Source organism: Pseudomonas sp. Ant30-3 (assembly GCF_000690905.1).
Classification (GTDB): domain Bacteria; phylum Pseudomonadota; class Gammaproteobacteria; order Pseudomonadales; family Pseudomonadaceae; genus Aquipseudomonas.
Window position 1 is genome coordinate 1 of the sequence record NZ_JMCL01000150.1, and the last position, 21989, is coordinate 21989.

15 protein-coding genes and 2 pseudogenes are annotated in these 21989 nt (G+C 61.2%); 6 read left to right on the forward strand and 11 right to left on the reverse strand.

All coding sequences use genetic code 11. The features are described 5' to 3' along the window. Window positions 1–601: 601 nt before the first annotated feature. A complete protein-coding gene (locus tag DU29_RS0127085) occupies window positions 602–1426 on the reverse strand; it encodes an alpha/beta fold hydrolase (protein ID WP_028624507.1) in 825 nt (274 codons plus the stop codon). A gap of 193 nt (window positions 1427–1619) precedes the next feature. Between DU29_RS0127085 and DU29_RS0127090 the strand changes: the two genes are divergently transcribed. Next, window positions 1620–4424: an ATP-binding protein gene (locus DU29_RS0127090; protein WP_028624508.1), complete on the forward strand. Its 2805-nt coding sequence runs from the start codon at window positions 1620–1622 to the stop codon at window positions 4422–4424. Here the strand turns inward: DU29_RS0127090 and DU29_RS0127095 are convergent. Continuing rightward, entirely contained in the window at window positions 4389–5873 is a 1485-nt protein-coding gene (locus DU29_RS0127095) for an ATP-binding protein (protein ID WP_028624509.1), read from the reverse strand. The genes DU29_RS0127090 and DU29_RS0127095 overlap by 36 nt on opposite strands. A gap of 161 nt (window positions 5874–6034) precedes the next feature. Then, on the reverse strand, window positions 6035–6985 hold the full coding sequence (locus tag DU29_RS0127100; protein ID WP_028624510.1) for a GlxA family transcriptional regulator: 951 nt from the start codon (window positions 6983–6985) through the stop codon (window positions 6035–6037). A gap of 249 nt (window positions 6986–7234) precedes the next feature. Between DU29_RS0127100 and DU29_RS0127105 the strand changes: the two genes are divergently transcribed. Next, a complete protein-coding gene (locus tag DU29_RS0127105; protein ID WP_028624511.1) occupies window positions 7235–7957 on the forward strand; it encodes a pirin family protein in 723 nt (240 codons plus the stop codon). Between the two features lie 111 nt (window positions 7958–8068). On the opposite strand, the pseudogene DU29_RS1000000131885 reads toward DU29_RS0127105, so the two are convergent. Continuing rightward, a pseudogene (locus DU29_RS1000000131885) lies at window positions 8069–8221 on the reverse strand (LysR family transcriptional regulator); the annotation flags it as partial. A gap of 29 nt (window positions 8222–8250) precedes the next feature. Between DU29_RS1000000131885 and DU29_RS01000000130575 the strand changes: the two are divergent. From DU29_RS01000000130575 to DU29_RS0127120, 3 genes and pseudogenes are all read left to right on the forward strand, one after another. Continuing rightward, window positions 8251–8850, forward strand: a pseudogene (locus DU29_RS01000000130575) (YbfB/YjiJ family MFS transporter); the annotation flags it as partial. 88 nt (window positions 8851–8938) lie between these two features. Then, window positions 8939–9937, forward strand: coding sequence for an NAD(P)H-quinone oxidoreductase (locus tag DU29_RS0127115; RefSeq protein WP_028624512.1), 999 nt, complete (start codon window positions 8939–8941; stop codon window positions 9935–9937). 153 nt (window positions 9938–10090) lie between these two features. Further along, window positions 10091–11047, forward strand: coding sequence for an alpha/beta hydrolase (locus tag DU29_RS0127120; RefSeq protein WP_028624513.1), 957 nt, complete (start codon window positions 10091–10093; stop codon window positions 11045–11047). Window positions 11048–11050: 3 nt separating this feature from the next. On the opposite strand, the gene DU29_RS0127125 is transcribed toward DU29_RS0127120, so the two are convergent. Next, the gene (locus DU29_RS0127125; protein WP_028624514.1) at window positions 11051–12865 is read right to left on the reverse strand and encodes an ABC transporter ATP-binding protein; all 1815 of its coding nucleotides are present in this window, start codon (window positions 12863–12865) and stop codon (window positions 11051–11053) included. Between the two features lie 298 nt (window positions 12866–13163). On the opposite strand from DU29_RS0127125, the gene DU29_RS0127130 reads away from it, so the two are divergent. Then, window positions 13164–13577: a VOC family protein gene (locus DU29_RS0127130; protein WP_028624515.1), complete on the forward strand. Its 414-nt coding sequence runs from the start codon at window positions 13164–13166 to the stop codon at window positions 13575–13577. A gap of 179 nt (window positions 13578–13756) precedes the next feature. Here the strand turns inward: DU29_RS0127130 and DU29_RS0127135 are convergent, their stop codons facing one another. From DU29_RS0127135 to DU29_RS0127160, 6 genes are all read right to left on the reverse strand, one after another. Further along, window positions 13757–14983: an RtcB family protein gene (locus DU29_RS0127135; RefSeq protein ID WP_028624516.1), complete on the reverse strand. Its 1227-nt coding sequence runs from the start codon at window positions 14981–14983 to the stop codon at window positions 13757–13759. 111 nt (window positions 14984–15094) lie between these two features. Continuing rightward, a complete protein-coding gene (locus tag DU29_RS0127140; RefSeq protein WP_028624517.1) occupies window positions 15095–15937 on the reverse strand; it encodes an energy transducer TonB in 843 nt (280 codons plus the stop codon). Then, window positions 15934–16380, reverse strand: coding sequence for a protein TolR (gene tolR / locus DU29_RS0127145; protein WP_028624518.1), 447 nt, complete (start codon window positions 16378–16380; stop codon window positions 15934–15936). Before tolR ends, DU29_RS0127140 begins: the two co-directional genes overlap by 4 nt. A gap of 11 nt (window positions 16381–16391) precedes the next feature. Beyond that, the gene (tolQ, locus tag DU29_RS0127150; RefSeq protein ID WP_028624519.1) at window positions 16392–17093 is read right to left on the reverse strand and encodes a protein TolQ; all 702 of its coding nucleotides are present in this window, start codon (window positions 17091–17093) and stop codon (window positions 16392–16394) included. 96 nt (window positions 17094–17189) lie between these two features. Then, complete coding sequence (locus DU29_RS0127155; protein ID WP_028624520.1) at window positions 17190–19103, reverse strand: phytase; 1914 nt, start codon at window positions 19101–19103, stop codon at window positions 17190–17192. A gap of 42 nt (window positions 19104–19145) precedes the next feature. After that, window positions 19146–21674, reverse strand: coding sequence for a TonB-dependent receptor (locus tag DU29_RS0127160; protein WP_028624521.1), 2529 nt, complete (start codon window positions 21672–21674; stop codon window positions 19146–19148). Window positions 21675–21989 lie beyond the last annotated feature (315 nt).

The window sequence follows — 21989 nt, forward strand, 5'->3', positions numbered from 1 at the left end:
ACGAAGATTTAGAAGACGCCATCGCTGGCAAGCCAGGCTCCTACAGGATTGAGGGCATGCTCCCGAGCGTCGCCACGCCACAAAATCCCGTAGGAGCCGGCTTGCTGGCGATGGCGATTTCGAAGACGCCGTCGCTGGCAAGCCAGGCTCCTACAGGATTGAGGGCATGCTCCCGAGCGTCGCCACGCCACAAAATCCCGTAGGAGCCGGCTTGCTGGCGATGGCGATTTCGAAGACGCCATCGCTGGCAAGCCAGGCTCCCACAGGATTGAGGGCATGCTCCCGAGCGTCGCCACGCCACAAAATCCCGTAGGAGCCGGCTTGCTGGCGATGGCGATTTCGAAGACGCCGTCGCTGGCAAGCCAGGCTCCTACAGGATTGAGGGCATGCTCCCGAGCTTCGCCACGCCACAAAATCCCGTAGGAGCCGGCTTGCTGGCGATGGCGATCTCGAAGACGCCATCGCTGGCAAGCCAGGCTCCCACAGGATTGAGGGCATGCTCCCGAGCGTCGCCACGCCACAAATCCCGTAGGAGCCGGCTTGCTGGCGATGGCGATTTCGAAGACGCCATCGCTGGCAAGCCAGGCTCCTACAAAGTGCGTCAGCCTTGGAGAAATGCCAGCAGATCGGCGTTGAGCTGGTCCTTGTGGGTATCGGTCAAACCATGCGGGGCGCCTGGGTAGACTTTCAACGTGGACCCCTTCACCAGTCTTGCCGAAGCGATGCCGGCGGCTTCGATCGGCACCACTTGATCGGCGTCACCGTGCACCACCAGCGTCGGCACATCGAACTTCTTCAAGTCTTCGGTGAAATCGGTTTCGGAGAAGGCCTTGATGCAGTCATAAGCGTTCTTGTGGCCGGAGGTCATGCCCTGCATCCAGAACCAGTCGATCATGCCTTGCGAAGGCTTGGCGTCGGGTTTGTTGAAGCCAAAAAACGGACCGCTGGCCAAGTCGATGTACAGCTGCGAACGGTCCTTCAGCGACGCCTCACGAATGCCGTCAAAGACTTCAATCGGCAAACCGCCCGGGTTGGCTTCGGTCTTGAGCATCAGCGGCGGCACCGAGGAAATCAGCCCGGCCTTGGCCACGCGTGCAGTGCCGTGGCGACCGATATAGCGCGCCACTTCGCCGCCGCCGGTTGAGAAGCCGAACAGCACGGCGCCCTTGAGATCGAGCAGTTCGATCAACTGCGCGAGGTCGTCGGCGTAGGTGTCCATGTCATTGCCGGCCCACGGTTGGCTGGAGCGTCCATGGCCACGGCGGTCGTGGGCGATGACCCGATAACCTTTGGACGCCAGGAAAATCATCTGCGATTCCCAGCTGTCGGCGTTCAGTGGCCAGCCGTGGCTGAACACCACGGGCTGACCGCTGCCCCAGTCTTTGTAGTAAATTTCGGTATCGTCTCGGGTGGTAAACGTGCTCATGCGGTGTCTCCCTGGCGAATGTGAGGCGCGGACCGCTACTGCGTGACATCGTGCGGCTGTCTACCCGGAGTGTCGGGCGTAGCCACTTGGCGAGACGAGTTAAACGTTGTTAATTGTCGATTGCGCTCCTGGAAAAACCTGAGGAATATGCCGCTAAACCGCGAATTAGACGGATGCAAGCAGGAGTGACACGTTGACCCTTTCCCCCGCCCCGGCCATCCATTTCGGCCCCTACCGGATTTACCCGGCTCAACGCCTTGTGATGGAAGCCGACCAGCCGCTGCGCCTGGGTCGCCGCGCCATGGACATTCTGTTGATCCTGCTGGCGCACGCTGGAAGTGTGGTGAGCAAACAGGAACTGATCGCCGGGGTCTGGCCCGACAGCGTGGTCGAAGACATCAACCTGCGCGTGCACATGGCGGCGTTGCGTAAAGCCCTCGGCGACGGTCAGGCTGGCCAGCGCTACATCATCACCGTGGCGCAGCGCGGCTACAGCTTCGTCGCGCCCTACTCCGTCGAGCACATCGAGCAACAGCCGGAAGGCGCAGCTGCCCGTTCAAATGCTCACAATCTGCCGGTGCGCCGCACACGCATGATCGGCCGTGAAGGCCTGATCGACAGCCTCGTCGTGCAGCTCTCACGGCAGCGTTTCATAACCCTGGTCGGGCCCGGCGGCATTGGCAAAACCACCGTGGCGCTGCGCGTTGCCGAACAGTTGATCGGCCATTACCGGGACGGCATTCGCCTGCTGGATCTCACGCCGATCAACGACCCTTCGATGATCACTGCGCACCTGGCAACCCTGCTCGAGCTGTCCCTGCACGAAGTCGAACTGCCGGGCAGCCTGGCGAACGCGCTGCGCGAACGACACATGCTGCTGGTGATCGATAATTGCGAGCACCTGATCGACGCCATTGCGCTGCTCAGCGAAAGCATCCTGCGTGCTGCTCCGCACGTGCACATCCTGGCGACCAGCCGCGAGAGTTTGCGGGCCGAGGGGGAATTTGTGCAGCGTCTCGATTCGCTGGATTGCCCGCCGCCGATTGCCGTGCCGGACCGCGCTCACGCCCTGAAATTTCCAGCCCTGCAATTGTTTGTCGAACGCGCCATGGCCAGCCATGAAAGTTTTGAACTGACCGACGACGCACTGCCCCATGCCATCGAAATCTGCCGTCGCCTGGATGGCATCCCGCTAGCGCTGGAACTGGCCGCCGCACAAGTCGGCAGCCTCGGAATGCACGCTGTGCTGGCGCAGCTGCAAGGTTGTTTCCGACTGCCCCCTCACGGCACTCAAACCGCGCTGGGTCGCCACCAGACGTTGCGCGCCACGCTCGACTGGAGCTTCGCCCTGCTCACCACCTGCGAGCAGACCTGTTTGCGCCGCCTGGGGGTGTTCAACGCGGGATTCACGCTGGAGTCCGCTGCGGCCGTGATCATCGGCGAGCACATCGAACCGGGTGAAGTGCTTGGCTCAATCACGCAACTGGTGGCCAAGTCGCTGCTGAACGTGGAAGTCGGCGATGAACACGTGTTCTATCGCCTGCTCGACACCACGCGCCGCTACGCCGTGGAGAAACTCGAACAGAGCGCCGAGCTGGACGCCACCCGCCAACGTCACGCTGAGCGCTGCCTGATGTTGATGCAACAGGCGCAACTCAACTGGGAGCTTATTGCTACAGCGGTCTGGATCGAGCGCTACGCCCGAAGCCTTGAGGACATTCGCTCGGCTCTCGACTGGGGCTTGAATGGAGACGGTCCGCAGACACTGGCGATCCAGCTGACCGCGACATCGGCCCCCCTGTGGCAGGAACTGTCGCTGCTCAAGGAACACGGCGGTTACGTGCGCAAGGCACTGGCGTTGCTTGAGGCATCACCGACACCCTGCCCTCAACTGCAAATGGTCCTGAAGCTGGCGCTGGGCAGTTCCTGCTACCACTCCCAGGGCGGCACCGCAGAGACCATCGAAGCTTTCGCCAGCGCCAGATCCCTGGCCCGACAATGCGATGACGTGGCCGGTCAACTGCGTGCGCTGTCCGGCCACATGGCGGTGAACCTGAGCTGCGCCAATTACCAGATGGCCCTCGAACAGAGCGAGCAATTCGACCGATTGGGACTGCCGGACGATGCGCTGTTGTCGCTCAGCACGCAGCGACTTCGCGTCTTGGCATTGCACTTTTCCGGTGATCAAATGCTCGCACGGGCGGATGCCGACCAGGTCCTCCAGCGCATGGCCCAAAGCGGCCACCTTAACCGCTTCACTCACGGGTTCGGCGTGCAATACGATCAGAGCGTTGCAGCGCTGACGATTCTGGCGCGCATTCTCTGGCTGCAAGGCCAACCGGAAAAGGCCTGGCGCACCGCTCGCCAGGCGCTGGACATCGCGATTCAGATCGACCATGGCACGTCCATCTGCTACACCCTGGCGATGGCCGGCTGCCTGATCGCGCACTACAACGGCGACACGCAAACCGCTCGCGAGCTGCTGCGTCTCCTGCTCGAACAAGCGCAGAAACACTCGGTGCTGCTGTTCTATACCTGGGGGCGCCAGTATGCGCAGGTGATCGACCACGCCGGTGTGCAGGCGCCGCTGAGGCCAGGTGTCGGGCTGATCAAGGACTTGATGATCACGCTCGACACCGCGTTCGTCGACGATGATTTATTGCAACGAGCGGACGCCGGCACGGCAGGCTGGAGTACTGCGGAAATCCTCCGTGCCAAGGCGCAGGCGTTGCTGGTGGATGATTGCCCACGCAACGCCGAAACCGCCGAAGCCGTGCTGATCCGGGCATTGAGCGTAGCCAGGCATCAGGGCGCGCTGGCGTGGGAGCTGCGCAGCGCGACGTCGCTTGCATGGCTTTGGCAGCATCAGGGCCGGCACTCGCAAGCTCACTCAGTGCTCGCACCGATTTACGGCCGCTTCACCGAAGGCTTTGCCACCCCGGACGTGATCAAAGCCCGACAGCTACTCGACGGGTTGCAGGGCCATCTGTCGGTTTGAGCGCCAGCGCACTTGGCTGATGTAGCGGGCATGACGCCTTTCGAAGACGCGCGATGCGCCGCTGTGTTCTAGCTTTTCCAGCGCATAGGTGCGGGTGGTGTTCAGGAGCCGGTAGCGAGTCAGGCCACTGCCCTGCTCCAGTGACAGCAACGACTGGCGCGCCAGACTTTCCATCGCATCCAGCAGTCGACTCGGCGGCAGCACCGCGCAACTGACCACGCCGATCGCGACGTCGGGGGTGAAGGCTAATTTGAACACTGCCAACCGTTGCAGCACGGTTTGCTCAAGTTCACTCAGCTGTTCATAGCTCCAGTCCAGTGTGGCTTTGAGCGTCTGGTGTCGAGGCACCGCCGTGCGCCGACCGAGCGTCAGCAACTCAAAGCAGTTATCCAGTTGCGCCTGCAATCCCACCAGCCCCAAGGCATCAATTTGCGACGCGGCCAGTTCAATGGCGAGCGGCAAGCCATCGAGGCGTCGGCAGATTTCCCGCACGCTTTGCAGGTCCTGCTCGCGCAGGGCAAACCCGTGCTGACGGTTGCGCGCGCGGCTGACGAACAGCTGAACTGCCGAATAGCCCATGGACTCGGTGACAGTGTGCACTGACGTCGACGGTGGAACTGCCAACGCGGGCAAACGCAGCAGCGTTTCTCCGCATGCCATCAACGGCGCACGGCTGGTGACGAGAATCGACAGGCGTGGTGCAGATTCGATCAGCGCCTCGACCAGCGTCCGGCAGCGGTCCAAGACGTGTTCGCAATTGTCCAGCACCAGCAAGGCATGCCGTTGCGCTAACGCTTCCAGGCCAGTGCCCCTCTCCAGTTGCAGGGCCCTCGTCAAATGATCGACGACCTGCGCCGGGCCATCGATGCTGGCGAAATCAACCAGCCAAACGCCGTCCTGATAGTGCTGCAACAGTAACTCCGCCACGCGCAGTGCGACGGTGGTCTTGCCGATGCCGCCGGGGCCGACCAAAGTCATTAGCCGCCGGACCGGCAACTGCCGGACCAGACCACCGACAATGGAATCGCGACCGGTGACCGGAGTGAGCCGTGCGGGCAGATTGTGCTGCGGTTTCTGCACGGCCGCTATCGAGGTCTGCTCACTTGCTGGCACCTGCTGCACCACCGCGACAAAGCTGTAACCACGCTGTGGAATATTGACGATGTAACGCTGGCCGTTCTGCCCGTCACCCAAAGCACGACGTAACGCCGCGATGTGCACGCGCAGGTTGATTTCTTCGACCACCGACGTCGGCCAGACCTCGGCGATCAATTCGTCTTTGCTGACAACGCAGCCGGCGCGCTGCACCAGCACCTGCAGAATGTCCAGTGCCCGACCGCCCATGCGCAACGGCCGGTCGCCATCGAGGATCAGCCGCTGCCGAGGGTGATACACGTAGGGGCCGAATTGCAGCACGGCCGCGCTGTTCAAATCTCTGAGGCTGTTCATGCGCGCTCATGTGCGCAAACCCGGGCCGCTTGCGCTTGCGCCAGGCTCGCGCACCTCCATTGCAAAGAGTTCAGCACTATCTTGGCAGGCGATGATGACGGCACAACTGCCACGGAGGGAGCGTCGCGGCCATCACGGTGCGCGCAACGGACAAAACCGGGTCAACTGAACTGCTCGCGATACTGAGTGGGGGTCAAACCGAGTTTTTCACTGAACAGAAAGCGCATGTGCCGGACGCTGCCGAAGCCGCTTTTGAAGGCGACCGTCTTGAGCGGCAACTCACTGGTTTCCAACAAATTTCTCGCGCAATCAATGCGCGCGCTCTGGAGGAATTCCATGGGTGTCATGTTCACTTCCCGAGTGAACATCCTCGCGAAATGCCGAGTACTCATGGTGGCCAGACCGGCCATGCGCTCAATCGTAAACCCTTCGCCGAGGTGTTCGAGCACGTAATTCTGCACCCGCGTGACCGGCGTTTCTTGAGGGGCCACCGCGGCCATCAACGGACTGAACTGTGCCTGCCCGCCTTGGCGTTTCATCACCACCAGCAAGACTTTGGCGACGTCCTGAGCGACTTTTTTGCCATGGTCCTGCGCAACCACGGCGAGTGCCAGGTCGATGCCGGCAGTGACCCCGCCGGAAGTCATCAGGTTGCGGTCCTGCACGTAGATCTGGTCGGTTTCGACGCTGGCTTTGGGGAAACCCTTGATCAGGCGTTCGGTGTAATGCCAGTGCGTGGTCACGCGGTAGCCGTCGAGCAAACCGGCATGCCCGAGTACGAAGGCACCGGTGCAGATCGAGCCGTAGCCACCGGCGCGGCTGACGGCGCTCTGCAACCAGGCCAGCAGCGGCGGGTGTCGTTCGTTGTAAGCGCCGGGACCGCCGGGCACCAGTAGCAAGTCATAACGCTCGTTGGCCTGATTGATGTGCACATCGGCCTGCACGTTGACGCCGTTGGACGCCCGCAACGGCCCCGGCTCGGTGCCGATGGTCGTGAGTTGGTAATGCTCGCCTGGCGGCAGGTAACGATTGGCGATGGAAAAAACCTCCATCGGCCCGGCCATGTCGAGCAGGAGAAAGTCGGGGAACAGCACCATTGCCACGGTTTTCATGAATACGTAATCACTGGAGTCAAAATGGGGGTGGACGCTAAAACTGCAGGTGCAAAGTCTGTGGGAGCAAAGCGGTCAGTTGCGAGACAGGATGCATTATGGCCGAGCAAGGCGTCTTCCGCAGATCCACTGTTAACTGTCAACTCCATCAGGACAGTATTTCAATTTTCATCTACTTATTGCACCCAGCAGTAAACATTAACCTTCTCCTCACTCGGACGAATCAACGTCCCAACAGGAGATTTCATCATGCTGACTCTTCGCAAAGCTTCTGATCGCGGTGCGGCCAATCACGGTTGGTTGAAGTCGTTCCACACCTTTTCCTTCGCCAACTACCGCAACCCGGAAGAGCAGGGTTTTTCCGACCTGTTGGTGATCAATGACGACCGCGTCGCGGCCGGTAAAGGTTTCGGTCAGCACCCGCACCGCGACATGGAGATTTTCTCCTACGTGCTCGAAGGTGCTCTGGAACATAAAGACACCTTGGGCACCGGCTCGGTGATTCGTCCTGGCGATGTGCAACTGATGAGCGCCGGCAGCGGCGTGGCTCACAGCGAGTACAACCACTCGCAGACGCGCCCGGTGCATTTCCTGCAAATCTGGATCGTGCCGCAAGTGAGCGGCGCCAAACCGCGTTATCAGCAAGAGCACTTCAGTACGCAGAAAAAACGTGGCCGCTTGCAGCTGATCATTTCGCCTGACGGCGACAAGGGCTCGCTGAAAGTGCGCCAGGATGCACGGGTGTACGCAGCGCTGATCGACGGCAAGGAAAGCGCCACGCTCGAACTGGCGGCCAATCGTTATGCCTACGTGCACGTGGCGCGCGGCAGCGTTGAACTTAACGGCGTGCAGTTGCAGGAAGGCGACGGCGTGCGGTTGCGGCAGGAACAGGTATTGACGTTGGGTAACGGCGTGGATGCCGAAGTGCTGGTATTTGACTTGCGCCCACAGGAATTGCCGGAAATGCCGTAAAAGTTGGAGATCAAAAGATCGCAGCCTCGCTTCGCTCGACAGCTCCTACAAGGAATTCAAAATCCCTGCAGGAGCTGTCGAGTGAAACGAGGCTGCGATCTTTTATAAACGTTAATCCCCCGCCCCTGAAAACCCCGCAACGATCTCATCGATTACCGCCCGCACCCGCGCCGTATGCCGCAAGTCCGCATGGGTCACAAGCCACACGTCGTAGGGCACCGGTCGCGTACGCTCCGGCCATAACCGTACCAACCCGTCACGCTGTAACCGACAATGCATCGGTAGACGCTGCAAAGGTGACAACCGACCCAGGTGTTTACCTGTTGTTCGCCCAGTACGCATTCATGGCCGCCGGCCTTGTCCCGGCGATGGTATTCCTGGTGGATTACGTGGCCCGCGGGCTCGGTGCCGGAGCGCATGTCGGAGCTCTGATCTGGGTGATGTATGGGGTGGGCGCGATCATCGGCCCCGTCAGTTATGGCTTACTCGCAGACCGGTTCGGCGCCAGACTGAGTATCCGATTAGTCTTGGCAGTGCAGGCGATAGCCGTCAGTCTGCTCGCGCTGACCAACTCCTTTGCAGCACTGGCACTGCTCGCGGTCATCCTCGGGTCATTTCCACCCGGCATCGTTCCGCTGGCACTGGCGCGGGTTCACGAACTGATTCCGAATCATCACCAGCAGCAAATTGCCTGGAGCCGCGCCACCGTGTCGTTCGCCACGTTCCAGGCGATTGCAGGGTTTGCCTATTCGGCGCTGTTCAATGCCAGTGGCGGTCACCATCAATTATTGTTCGGCATCGCGGCCGGGGCGATCATGGTGGCATTGTTGCTGGAGCTGGTGATGCGCCTGGTGAGTCGTCGTCGGCCGCCGGCGCTGCTGAATTGCTCTTGAGGTCTGAAAATCGCAGCCTGCGATCTTTTGATCAACCGCAACATTGCGCGGTCCCATTTAATTGAACGCCTCCCAACAGGACTCCAAAATGACTCTGCCCCAAACCATGACCCTGATTGAAATCACCGAACCCGGCGGGCCGGAGGTGCTGAAGCCGCGTCAGGAACCGGTGCCCGTCGCCGATGCGGGCGAAGTGCTGATTCGCGTGCACGCCGCCGGGGTCAATCGACCCGACGTCATTCAGCGCAGCGGCAAGTACCCGATGAAACCGGGCATGAGCCCGATCCCCGGCCTGGAAGTCGCCGGTGAAGTAGTGGCCATCGGTAAAGGCGTCAGCGAATTCATTGTCGGCGACCGCGTGTGCGCCCTGACCAATGGCGGCGGCTACGCGCAATATTGCGTCGCGCCGGCCAGCCAGACCCTGCCGATTCCTGATGGCATGGAGTGGGTGCAAGCGGCGGCCGTCCCGGAAACATTCTTCACGGTGTGGGCGAATCTGTTCGACATCGGCGGCGCCAGCAAAGGCCAGCGTGCATTGGTTCACGGCGGGACCAGCGGCATCGGCACCACCGCGTTGATGCTGTGCCGCGAATTCGGCGTCAAAGCGTTCGCTACAGCGGGCAGCGAGGAAAAGTGTGCGGCGATCCGCCAGTTGGGCGCCGAGGCGATCAACTATCGCGATGAAGATTTTGTGGAGGTATTGAAGGAAAAAACCGCCGGCAAGGGCGTCAATGTCATTCTCGACATCATGGGCGGCTCGTACCTGAATCAGAACATCGCGGCGCTGGGGATGGACGGACGTCTGGTGATGTTGGGGTTTCTTGGCGGTGCGCATGCCAAGGACATCGACCTGATGGCCATTCTGGGCAAACGCGCAACGATCACCGGTTCGCTGATGCGCTCCCGCACCCGCGAAGAAAAAGCCTCGATCGCCGAGCAGTTGCGCGAGTACGTCTGGCCGGTGCTCGCCGCCGGGCGCTGCTTGCCGATCATCGACAAGGTGTTCCCGCTGGCTGAAGCCGCACAGGCGCATGCCCGGATGGAAGCCGGTGATCACATCGGCAAGATTGTGTTGCAAGTGGATTGACTGTTTTCCTGTGCCAGAGAGCCTGACTGCGGCAGCGGTGCCAGTTTGAGGGCCGCGTCGCGCCCCCAAAACGCACGGCTGTCGCAATTTTTCCCGCCCCTGCCACGCATCTGTTAAAAACCGGACTCCAGTCATTAAACGGTAATCCGTCCAATGCCCCTTCCCCTCCTCACCCGCCTGCGCCGACGCTGGTTGACGCTGACGTGCATGGCCGCGCTGATTGTCGGTCTGCCCGCGGGTTGTGGTGTGCTGGAACAAACAGAACGCGAGTTGCTGTTTCGCATCGAGCCGGGTACGGCCCGTTGGTATCGCGGGTTGCCTGCAGACGTCCAGGAGTTCGACATCAAACCGGCCGATTTCAAGGCCGGACAAAACCTGCATGCCTGGTGGTGGCCGGCAGCGCGCCGCGATGCGCCGTCGATCCTCTACCTGCATGGCGTGCGCTGGAACCTCACGGGCCAGGCGTTCCGGATCGAGCAGCTGCGCGCCATGGGCTATTCGGTGCTGGCCATCGACTACCGCGGTTTTGGCCGGAGCAAAGGCGATCTTCCGTCAGAGGCCAGTGTTTACGAAGACGCGCGCGTTGCCTGGGAACGTTTCACGCAGATGCAACCTGACGCCAGTAAACGCCTGATCTACGGCCATTCACTGGGCGGTGCGGTGGCCGTCGATCTGGCGGCCGACCTCGCCGCGCAGGCTAAAAAAGACGACGTTGCAGTTCCGGTGCGCGGACTGGTGATCGAGTCCACGTTCACCACGCTGGGTGACGCGGTGGCGCAAGTGGCGGAAAGCAAACTGCCGGTGAAATGGCTGCCGGTACGTTGGTTGCTGTCGCAGAAATTCGACTCGATCGACAAGATCGTCGACATCGACATGCCGCTGCTGGTGGTGCACGGCCTGGCTGACCAGTTCATGCCTTCGCGTTTCAGCCAGCAACTGTTCAATGCCGCCAACGAACCCAAACGCCTGTTGCTGGTGCCGGGTGGGACCCACAACAACAGCATGAGCCTCGGCAACAGCCAGTATCGTCAGGCGCTGGAAGGTTTGATGAAAACCAGACCGCCGCAGATGGCCGGGCCGTTAGTGGTCCGGCCTTCGCCGCAATCCTGAGCGCTATCGGTAACCCTTGGCCTGCAAACCGAATAACTGCGCGTAACGCCCGCCGGCAGCGACCAGACTGTCATGATCGCCGCGTTCGAGGATCGAGCCCTGATCCAGCACGATGATGTGATCGGCGTTGCGCACACTGGAAAAACGATGGGAAATCAGCAGCGTCATGCGGCCTTCGGTGTGCTGACTGAAGTGCTCGAACACTGCGGCCTCGGCGGCCGGGTCCAGTGCCGAGGTGGGCTCATCGAGAATCAGGATATCGGCGTCCCGGCGCATGTACGCGCGCGACAACGCGACCTTCTGCCACTGCCCTCCCGACAATTCCTGGCCGCCTGCGAACCAGCGCCCCAGTTGCGTTGCATAGCCACGATCGAGACGTTCAATGAACGGCGCGGCCATGCCTTCGGCGGCAGCTTCCTGCCAGCGCTGTTCATCATGGAATGCCAACGTGTCACCCACGCCGATGTTTTCGCCGACGGTAAACTGGTAGCGGATGTAATCCTGGAAAATAACCCCGATGCGTCGGCGCAGCGCGTCTTCTTCCCACACCTGCAAATCGCTGCCGTCCAGCAGAATGCGACCGTGATCGGGACGGTAAAGCCGCGTGAGCAATTTGATCAGCGTGGTTTTGCCTGAACCGTTCTCGCCCACCAGCGCCACACTGTGCCCCGGCACCAAATGCAGATCGATATTCTCCAGCGCGGCGTGACTCGCTCCCGGGTAGCGAAAACTCACTTGCTCGAAGCGCAAACCATCCCCCGGCAGCGTGCCCACCGTCAGCCGGCCGGTGTCGGCGATCACCGGTTCGGCGAGGTATTCATACAGGCTAGACAGGTACAGGCCGTCCTCATAAAGACCGCTGATTGCGGTGAGACTGTTGCTCACCGCGGTCTGCCCCTGCTTGAACAGCACCAGGTACATGGTCATCTGGCCGAGGGTGATACTGCCGTGAATGGTGTCGACCACCACCCAGGCATAGGCCAGATAAAACGCAGCGGTGCCCAGCAAACCCAGCACAAATCCCCAGCCATCGCGGCGCAAGGTCAGCTGCCGGTCTTCAGCGTACAGACGCGCAAACGTCTCGCGATAGCGTTGCAACAGCAACGGCGCGAAGCCGAACAGTTTCACCTCTTTGATATAGCCCTCATGGGAGAGCAGCGTCTCGATGTAATTCTGCTGGCGACTTTCCGGTGCGCGTCGAGTGAACAATCTGAAGGCATCGCCGGAGAAATGCGCCTCGGCAAAAAACACCGGCAACGCACCCACCACCAACAACACCAGCGCCCACGGCGAAAAATGCACCAGCAACACACCGAAGCTGATCAGCACGATGAGGTTCTGGATCAACCCGAGCGATTTCATCACCAATGCCAAGGGCCGGGTCGACGCCTCGCGCCGCACCCGCACCAATTTGTCGTAAAACTCGGAATTCTCGAATTGCACCAGCGAGAGCGTCTGGGCTTTCTCCAGAATCATCGTGTTGACCTTCTGCCCCAGCTGCACGCGCAACAGCGATTGCTGGACCGACAAGGCGCGCTGGGTGGCGGACAGCAACGCCAGCACCCCGGCTTCGAACAACACGTAACGCACCACCGGCCACAACGGCGCACTGCCCTGTTGCGTGTTCAATTGCATCGCGGCAACCACGGCATCGACGATACGCTGCCCCAGCCAGGCGGCCAGCGCCGGGAGAATGCCGGCGATCAGCGTCGCCACCACCAGCCCCAGAAACAATCCGCGGGAGGTGCCCCAAACCAGCAGCAAGGCACGCCGGCCCTGGTCGAGCAGCGAGGTAAAACGGTTCAAGGCAAGTGGCATGAGGCGCGGGACCCGGCTAGGCGTTAACTGCAATCCGCCATGTTACTTCAGCCTGAGACCGCTGCGGGTCCAGCGGTGGCTGCTGCGTTGTTTTTGTCGGCGCAGGTTCGAACCCGAGCAGGCGGGCTCGCGGAACTCAACGCTTTGCAGGTGAAACCATAAAATTTGCCGCACCAAGAATAAAATCATCTAGCCAATAGTTGCCAATCCCGACCGCTAGCGCTTTGCTGATGAGTCAAATCACTGCAGCGTCGGCGGCGGTCAGCCCCATGGCCTGCTTCGTTATCGGGAGGACACCATGAGGATCAATCCCTACCTCATCTTCAACGGCGACTGCAAAGCCGCTTTCACTTTTTATGCGCAAGCCCTGCAGGGGCGAATCGAGGTGATGATGACATTCGGTGAAAGCCCTGCCCGCGAGCATTTCCCGGCCGACCTGCACAACCTGATCATTCACACCTCACTGTCGGTGGACGACCAGGCAATCATGGGATCGGACACTACGCCCCACCGCCCCACCGATGACATGGCCGGTTGTTCGATTTCACTGAATGTTGACAGCATCGCGGAGGCAGAGCGGGTATTTGCGGCGTTATCGGAGGATGGCAGCGTGCAAATGCCACTGGAAGCAACGTTCTGGGCTGCACGTTTCGGGATGCTGGTTGACCGGTTTGGCGTGTCGTGGATGGTCAATTGCGAGAAGGATCAGTAGCACCACGCAAACCTTGTAGCAGCTGGCGCAGGCTCGGGCCGCGTTCGGACGTCCGGCTGCGAAGCAGTCGTGTGGTGGCGCAAGGGAGTCAGTCTGATGCACCGCGTTCTGCTGAATTTACGACTGCTTCGCAGCCGGACGCAGCCTTTGGCAGCTGCTACAGGTGGGTAAACGAGGGATCAGCCCTTTACGCACACCACCTGACGCAATGTGTGCAGTACTTCCACCAGATCGCGCTGGGCGTGCATGACTTGCTCGATGTCCTTGTAAGCCATCGGGATTTCATCGATCACCGCCGCATCTTTGCGGCATTCGACGTGGGCCGTGGCGCGGATCTGGTCCTGCACGGTGAACAGGCTTTTCGCTTTGGTGCGGCTCATGGTGCGGCCGGCGCCGTGGCTGCAGGAACAGAACGATTGCTCGTTGCCGAGGCCACGGACGATGAAGCTTTTGGCACCCATCGATCCTGGAATAATGCCCAGCTCGCCCTTCCTGGCAGAGACCGCGCCTTTGCGAGTGACGAAAACGTCCTCGCCGAAATGCCGCTCTTTCTGCACATAGTTGTGGTGGCAGTTCACCGCTTCCAGCGCCACATCGAACGGTTTTCTGATGACCTTGCGTGTGGCGTGAATCACCGCTTGCATCATCAAGGCCCGGTTTTGCCGCGCGAAGTCCTGAGCCCAGTTCACCGCCTCGACGTAATCATCGAAATGCCGACTGCCTTCCTTGAAATAGGCCAGGTCGCGGTCCGGCAGATTGGCGATGTGCTGACGCATATCGGCCTGGGCCAATTGAATGAACAGATTACCGATGGCATTACCGACGCCCCGGGAACCGCTGTGCAACATGAACCAGACGCGGTCGGCTTCATCCAGGCACACCTCGATGAAATGGTTGCCGCTGCCCAACGTTCCCAGATGTGCGCGATTGTTAGTGCTGGTCAGTTTCGGGTATTTCGCAGTGATCAACTTGAAGCGCGGAGCCAACGCGCCCCAAGCCTGATCGGCCTGCTGCGGAACATTGTTCCAGGCGCCCTCGTCACGCTTCGAACGGGTCAATGTGCGGCCATGGGGCACGGCTTTTTCGATGGCGCAGCGCAAGCCGTGCAGGTTGTCCGGCAAATCCCTGGCCGTCAGCGAGGTGCGCGCGGCGATCATGCCGCAGCCGATGTCGACGCCGACTGCAGCCGGAATGATCGCGCCCAGGGTTGGAATGACGCTGCCGATGGTCGAGCCCTTGCCTAAATGAACGTCGGGCATCACCGCCAGGTGTTTGAAGATGAACGGCATCCTCGCGGTGTTCATCAGCTGCTGGCGGGCCTCGGGTTCTACCGGAACGCCTTCGGTCCACAGCTTGATCGGCTTGCCGTTGGCGACTTCCAGTAGCTGGAAGTTTTGCTGCTGCATGTTCGACTCTTTTCGTTGGCTGAACCGGCGGTGTGCCCGGGTTCTTACTGCGCTCAACGAAGGTATAGCACCCGACGCGAATCGGAAAAAGCGCTGATTGTCAGGTGCCCCTCACTTGATCCGATAGTGGAACGTATTGCGCACCGCCGGCACCGCAACCACTTGCCCATCAACCACTTTGGGCTGATAACGAAAGGTATTGGCCGCGGCCAGCGAAGGACGCATGAACAGTGGATGGCAGCCGTCGAGCACCTTCGGGTTTTCGACTTTGCCCTGAGGGTTGACGGTGTATTCCACGGTGCAATCGCCTTCGAGATTTTTGTCCAGGGCCCGCTGGGGGTAGTCCGGCGCTTCCTTGCTCAACGGCAGGTACTGGCGACTGCTGGCAGCGGTTTGTGCTGATTGCTGACGTGCGCGCTCGGCGCTCTGTCGCGCCTCTGCCTGCTGCGCTTGCTGCGCCTGTTGCCGGGCCAGCCGTTGCTGGTCGGCTTGCGCTTCACGGGAACGTTGTTCCGATGCCTGACGCTGTTGCTCAGCATGCAGCTCGCGTTTTTTGTCCTCGACACGCTTGCGCGCCAACACCGCCTGCTCAAGCTTTTGCGCCTGAATCTGCGGATCGACAGCGGGTTTGACCGGGGCCGCAATCACCGGCTCCGGCACGGGTGCAGGTGCGGGAGCCGGTGCCGGTTCCTCCGATACGGGCGCAGGTTCGGGCATGACCGCAGCGGGCGCCGGTGACGGAGCAGGCGTGGGTGCGAGCATCACCAACTGCGTTCTCAGCACGGCAGGCTGCGCGGCGGGCGGTGGCGCAACCGACCAGCCGTGCACCAGCAACACCAGCACAATCGCGTGCAGCGCCACTGCCAGAGCGGCGGCCAGGCCGTTCTGCCAGAAGCCGCTGCGCAGGCGGCCCGACAATATCGCGGCCGGCCCGTGCATGATCATCGCGGTCATTGCGGCGCCTCGGTCACCAGCCCGAGGTTAGTCACCCCGCCCTGCTGCAGCGCTGCCATGGCCGCAACGACGCTGCCGTATCCGGCGTCCTTGTCGGCACGAATGTAGACCTGCGTGTCTCGCCGCTGGGCAACCACTTGCGTCACTTTGGCGCGCATATCGTCCAGCGTCACGGCGCTGTCGGTGTGATGTTGCGTATCGAGTTCGCTGCCGAGGTTCCAGTAGTAACCCCCCTCGGACTTCACCGATAACGTGAGAATCTGCTGACGGCTGTCGGTGGCCAGCGCCTGACTGGCCACTTTCGGCAGTTCGATTTTCACGCCTTGGGTGAGCATCGGCGCGGTGACCATGAAAATCACCAGCAGAACCAACATCACATCGATGTACGGCACCACGTTCATCTCGGCTTTAGGCCCGTGCTTGCGCTGCGGTTTGACCAGCATGTCGATGCTCCTTAGGCGGCAGCCGCCAGGTTCAATGGCGCGCCGTGCAAGGTGCGATGCAGACGCACCTGAAGCTCATTGCCAAAGGCGTAATAGCGCGTCAGCAAAGTCTGGCTGCGCGACGAAAAGCGGTTGTAGGCGATGACCGCAGGAATCGCCGCAAACAGGCCGATGGCGGTGGCGATCAGTGCTTCGGCGATGCCCGGCGCCACGGTGGACAGCGTGGCCTGCTGCACCTGAGACAGCCCAAGGAAGGAGTTCATGATCCCCCATACGGTGCCGAACAGACCGATATAGGGGCTGACCGAGCCAACCGTGGCGAGAAACTGCAAACCCTTTTCCAGCTGCACTTCCTGCTCACTGATGGCCACGTACAAGGCGCGCTCGACACCTTGTTGCACCACGTCGGCGCTGTTGCCGGAACGCTGATGCAGATGGCTGAACTCATGCAATCCGGCATAAAAAATCGGCTCCACACCACCCACAATTTCAGCCGTTTCGCGGTACAGCGGTTGCAGGTCGGACGCACTGCGAAAACGCTGCACGAAGGCATTCATCTGCCGTTCCTGACGGTGCAACACGCGGCTGCGCTGGATGATCAGAAACCAGCTGAGCAGCGATGCCAGCAACAGGGTCAGCATGACGGCTTTGACCAGCAGACTGGCGTCACTGATCAAGCCCCAGATAGTCATGTGTTCAAGCGTGGCCTGCATGGTGTAACTCCTTGTCTGGCGCTTTCGGACCGGCGATGTGCGACGGCCCTTGAGCTATTCGATGAAAAACGGATGACAGGTTGATGACAGTTCTGGTCAAGGCAGCTGCAAGGCTTTGCTGACCTCGGCCCATGGCACGAACTTGAAGTTTTGCGTTTGCTCGGGCATGCGTTTGCGACCGTCCTGCACCACCAGCATGCCTTGGCTCCAGGGCCCACCGAGGTTCATCGAGGTGACTTCCAGGCCGTCCGTTTCCGAGGCGCCATCGATGCCGAGGTCGGCATTCAAACCGACCCGAAAGGCTCCGCGAGAGGCATACGGTGGCTCGGCATCCAGCAGCAGATAACTGTCGTTGCCCTGGCTGGAAATCACCAGGTAATCGCGCGTTGCGCTTTGATAAAGCGCCAGACCTTCCACATCGGCATGCAGTTGCGGCCCGACCTTGATCACGCTGGTCAACGTCGCCGGCTGATCAGCGCGGGCATCCACCGCCCACACGCCGACGTCTTCTTCGCCAATAAACAACCGTTGACGCTGATCATCGGCGACACACCCTTCGGGCTGACTGTCGACCTTGAACTGGCGCACCAGCTCGCCGCGCACTTTGCCGTCCTGCGCGTTCAGGCGGTATTGCAGGAAGGTGCCATCCTTGCCGTTAGCGATGGCGAAGAGTTCGCCGCTCGCCGGCTGGAACAGACAGATGCCGTAGATTTCCTTGAGCGGCGTGGCGATCTCGCCGGCCTCGCGCAGCTCGCCGCTCTGACGATCAATGCTGAACAGACTGAGGCTGTTGCGATCGCGATTGCTCGCCACGGCGAGGTCGACGTTGTGTTCGCCGAGTTTGAAATTGGGCCGCACATCCACGTTGTTCAAACGCCCGACCGGCAACTCCTGGAGCAACTTGCCTTGCAGATCGTAGGCCAGCAACCCCTGTTTTTTATTGGTGCCCAACACCCGGCTCAGCGCCGGTTGCTGCGGGTGAATCCAGATCGCAGGGTCATCCGCCGCATCGCCCTGGCGACCGACGGGATCGCTCTGGGCCAGCGGCTTGACGCTCGACAGCACCGAGGCCAATGGCTGTGGTTTGGCCTGCCAGTCGATGTCGCCCTGATACAGACGCCCGTCATCGTCATCGCGCAGCATGATCTGCACGCCTCTGGCAGTCGGGTGCACGGCGAGGTTTTCCGCTTCCTTCAGGCCGGGCAGTTGCAAAACTGCCTGCGCCGACCAGCTTTCGCCCTGCTGTTGGTAAAGGTGTAACTGGGCTGCTTTCGGGTCGAGCGCGACGATGCCACCCGGCACCAACGCCATGGCGCCCGCCGACTCTTTGATCGCGCCGAACGGTGCGCGCATGGCCACTGGAGTGCGCGTGACGTCGGCTTCAGGATGCGCCGGGTAGGCCCACCAGCCGACATTCTGTTCATTGACGATCAACTGATTGGCAGCGTCGTCGACCCGGCAATCGCTGGCCGACGGCGGCAATGGCAGCGCGCGAACGCGTTGCGGCTGCGGGTTCAGCGTCGAACCGTGGCCCACCAGCCATTGCTCCCCTTTGCCCTCCTCGCCCACCAGAAACACAAACAGGTTGCTGGCGTCGTCGCGGTACAGGCACACGCCGTTGACCGGGTAGTCCCGCGTCGGCAGGTAAACCGGCGTTCCCCAGCGGCGTCCGGCTGAATCGACGCTCACCAGCAGCGCCTGTTGCCGCGCGTTGTCGAGACTGGCCACAAGGGTGTGCTGGCCCGCAGCGCGGCTGTCGATCCCGCTGAAAGAGCCCGGCAGCCGCGCCAGCTCGCGGCCTTGCGCATCGAGCAGCAGCAAGCCGTCTCGCTCGCTGGCGGCGAGGCGTTCGCTGGCCGATTCAGCGGGCAGAAATGCGACGGCGTTGACCGTCAGGTTCGCCGCCCAAGGCGTGAGCGTCAGGCTCGGCGCGGCTGCCAGCGTCTGGCCGGCCACCAGGCAGATCACTGCGCCGAACCAGTGGCGCGCGGGTAGAAATGAAGTGCTCATCAACAGGCGAATCCTTGTCGTGAGGCCGCAGCCCCGGGAATATCAGAAGTGAGTGAAGGTCAGGCCGAGCTTGTAAGTCGGGCCGTATTCTTCGAATTGCCCGTTGTAGGAGCGGTGGCCGGTGTAGACGAAATAAGACTCGTCAGTGAGGTTCTGCGCCTCGAAGCTGACTTGCAGGTTTTTGCTCAGCGAGTAACGCGCGCTGAAATCGACAAAGGTCTGCGCATCCACATGCGAGTCGTGGGCCTTGTCGGTGATCGAGGCCAGCTCATAGAGGTAGTCGGATTTGTAATTGGCGGACAGACGCAGGCTCAGCTTGTCGTCTTCCCAACCGAGCATGAGGTTGCCGACCGTGTCGGACTGGTTGGGCAGATCGATGCTGCGTGTGCGGTTAACGCCACTGGCAGCGTCGAAGCCTTCGATCTCGGCGTCCGAGCGGCTGAAGGTGGTGTTGGCGCCGATCAGCACGCCATTCCACGGCGCCGGTAGCCAGTCGAATTTTTGCGAATACGCCAGTTCCAGGCCATACAGCTTGGCGCTGTCACCGTTGGCGAATGTGTGCGCCTCGGCGAAATCGGCCCAGGCGCCGGTGCCGGCGAGGTCGGTGTTGTAGACGAAGTTCTTGATGTCCTTGTAGAAGACGAATGCCGACACCGTGCCGGCGCGCCCCATGAAATGCTCGATGCCAAGGTCAAGGTTGCTCGACTCCAGCGGCTTGAGCTCGGGGTTGCCGAAGGTGGCTTCGTCATCGTCGATGACAAAACCTGGCGCCAGTTGGCCGAAGGTCGGGCGCACCACGGACTTGGTCCACGCGGCGCGGACCTGGGTGTTTTTGTCCAGCTGATAACGCGCATGCAGGCCCGGCAGCCAATGGTGATAACGGCGTTTGGTGTCGGTCGCCTGAAACTCGCCGTCGGTGGCGCCGGTGCCTTTGGCCTCGAACTCGGTGCCCTCGTAGCGCATGCCGGCAATGAAACGCCAGTCGTCGATATCGACAGTGTTCATCAGGTAGCCGGCGTTGATGTCTTCGCTGATCTTGAAATCGTTGACCCGGGATTCGGTTTCGTCATAAAAATCCGCCCGATTCAGACCACCGAGCAGTTGCTTGATGGCGCTGCCGCTGATGCCCGGACCAAACTGACCGAGGCGATAATCGAGGCTGCCCTTCTGGAAACCCGACAGGTTGAGCTGGTCATCGCTGAAACCCAGGTCGTCGAAGTCTTCGTAGGCCCAGGCTTCGAGGTCGTTGTCCTTGTTGCGCCGGCTGACCTTGCCGCCGAATTTGACCTGGGAGGCATAACCGCTCAGGTCGTAGTCGCGGGCCAGGTCCAGGCGCAGGTTTTTGTCGGTGTCGGTGGTGTTCTGTTTTTCCCAGTCAACCTGGTCGAGGCTGAAATTGCTCGGGTTGTAAAATGCCTGACCTACGATCGGTCGCGGCTTGTCGTTGTCGTAAAAACCGCTGTCGGCAAAATCATCAATGCCGGTGAACGCAGCGTCGGCGATATGCCCCGGGCTGTCTTCGCTGGAACGGCTGTAGCCGGCCTGCCCGCTGAGCGTCCACAGACCAAACATGCGCTCGCCACCGAGTACGTAGGATTGAATCTCCTGAGTCTCTTCGCGTTGTTTGAGATTGCGAGAACCTTCAGCATCGCCCACCTCGCCGGCGGCTTGTGGATCGGCGAATTCGAAGCTGGCGGCGTTGCGCGTTTCGCTGTCCTTGTAGCGGCTGTAGAGCGTGCGCAGGTAATAGCTGCTGAGGTCATCGGGTTTGTAATCGAAGTTCAAACCGCCGCCGGCGCGTTCGCGGCTGATGTCGTAATCGCGCTGTTCGAATTCCTCCAGTCGCGCACCTTGCTCGAAGTCCCTGGCGCCGCCGGTTTCGACGTTGTCGGAGCCGAAATCGCGTTTCTGCCAGCTCAGCGCGGCGGCCACGCCGAAGTTGTCGATGCCGTCGCCAAGGCTGAAGCGGTTGCTCGCCGCGCCGGAAAATTTCGGGCTGGTCTGGTGGGTGTTTTTGTCGTAACTGGCCTCAGAGCTGCCGGTGTAGAACAGGCCCTTGTGATCGAATGCGGAGAGACTTTTGACGTCCACGGTGCCGCCCAGCGAGTTGGCGTCCATGTCGGGCGTCAGGGTTTTGATCACCGACAGCGACTGCACCAGTTCCGAGGGCAATACATCCAGTGCGACGGCGCGACGCTCGCTCTCCGGCGACGGCACCAGCGTGCCGTTGATGGTCACGCTGTTGAGGTCCGGTCCCAGCCCGCGAACGCTGACAAAACGCCCTTCGCCCTGATCGCGCTCGACGCTGACACCCGGCAGGCGCTGCACCGCTTCGGCGACGTTTTCATCCGGCAACTGGGCCATGCCATCCGCGTGCACCACGCTTTTGATGCTGTCGGAGCTGCGCTGCTCCTTGAGCGCCTGGTCGATGCTCGCCGCTTGCCCGACCACTTGGACATGCTCAGTGTTCGCAACGGCGTCGGCCGCGCTCAAACGCTCACTGACAATCGCCAGGGTCAATGCGGTGAGCGTGAACCTGACCACCCCTGCGCTGCTGCTGCGCTTGTACATGAATGCCTCCCCCAGAAACCCGTTAACGCCAGGCAAGTGACCCGGCAACTGGGAGGGCAAGCTAGGGTTGGCGGATGACCGTTCTGTGACAGGCATTGGGCGCAAAGCCTTTAAAACAGGGTTTTGCGTAGGTTGAAGCGGGCAAATGAGCTGAAATGACCTGAGCTGGGCGCTGACTTTCTGGCGAGGGGATTTTTGTGGCGAGGGGGTTTACCCCCGTTGGAGTGCGAAGCACTCCCCTTCAAACCCGCGGCGCATCTGATGGCGGCCGCTACGCGACCGAACGGGGGTAAACCCCCTCGCCACAGTTTCACC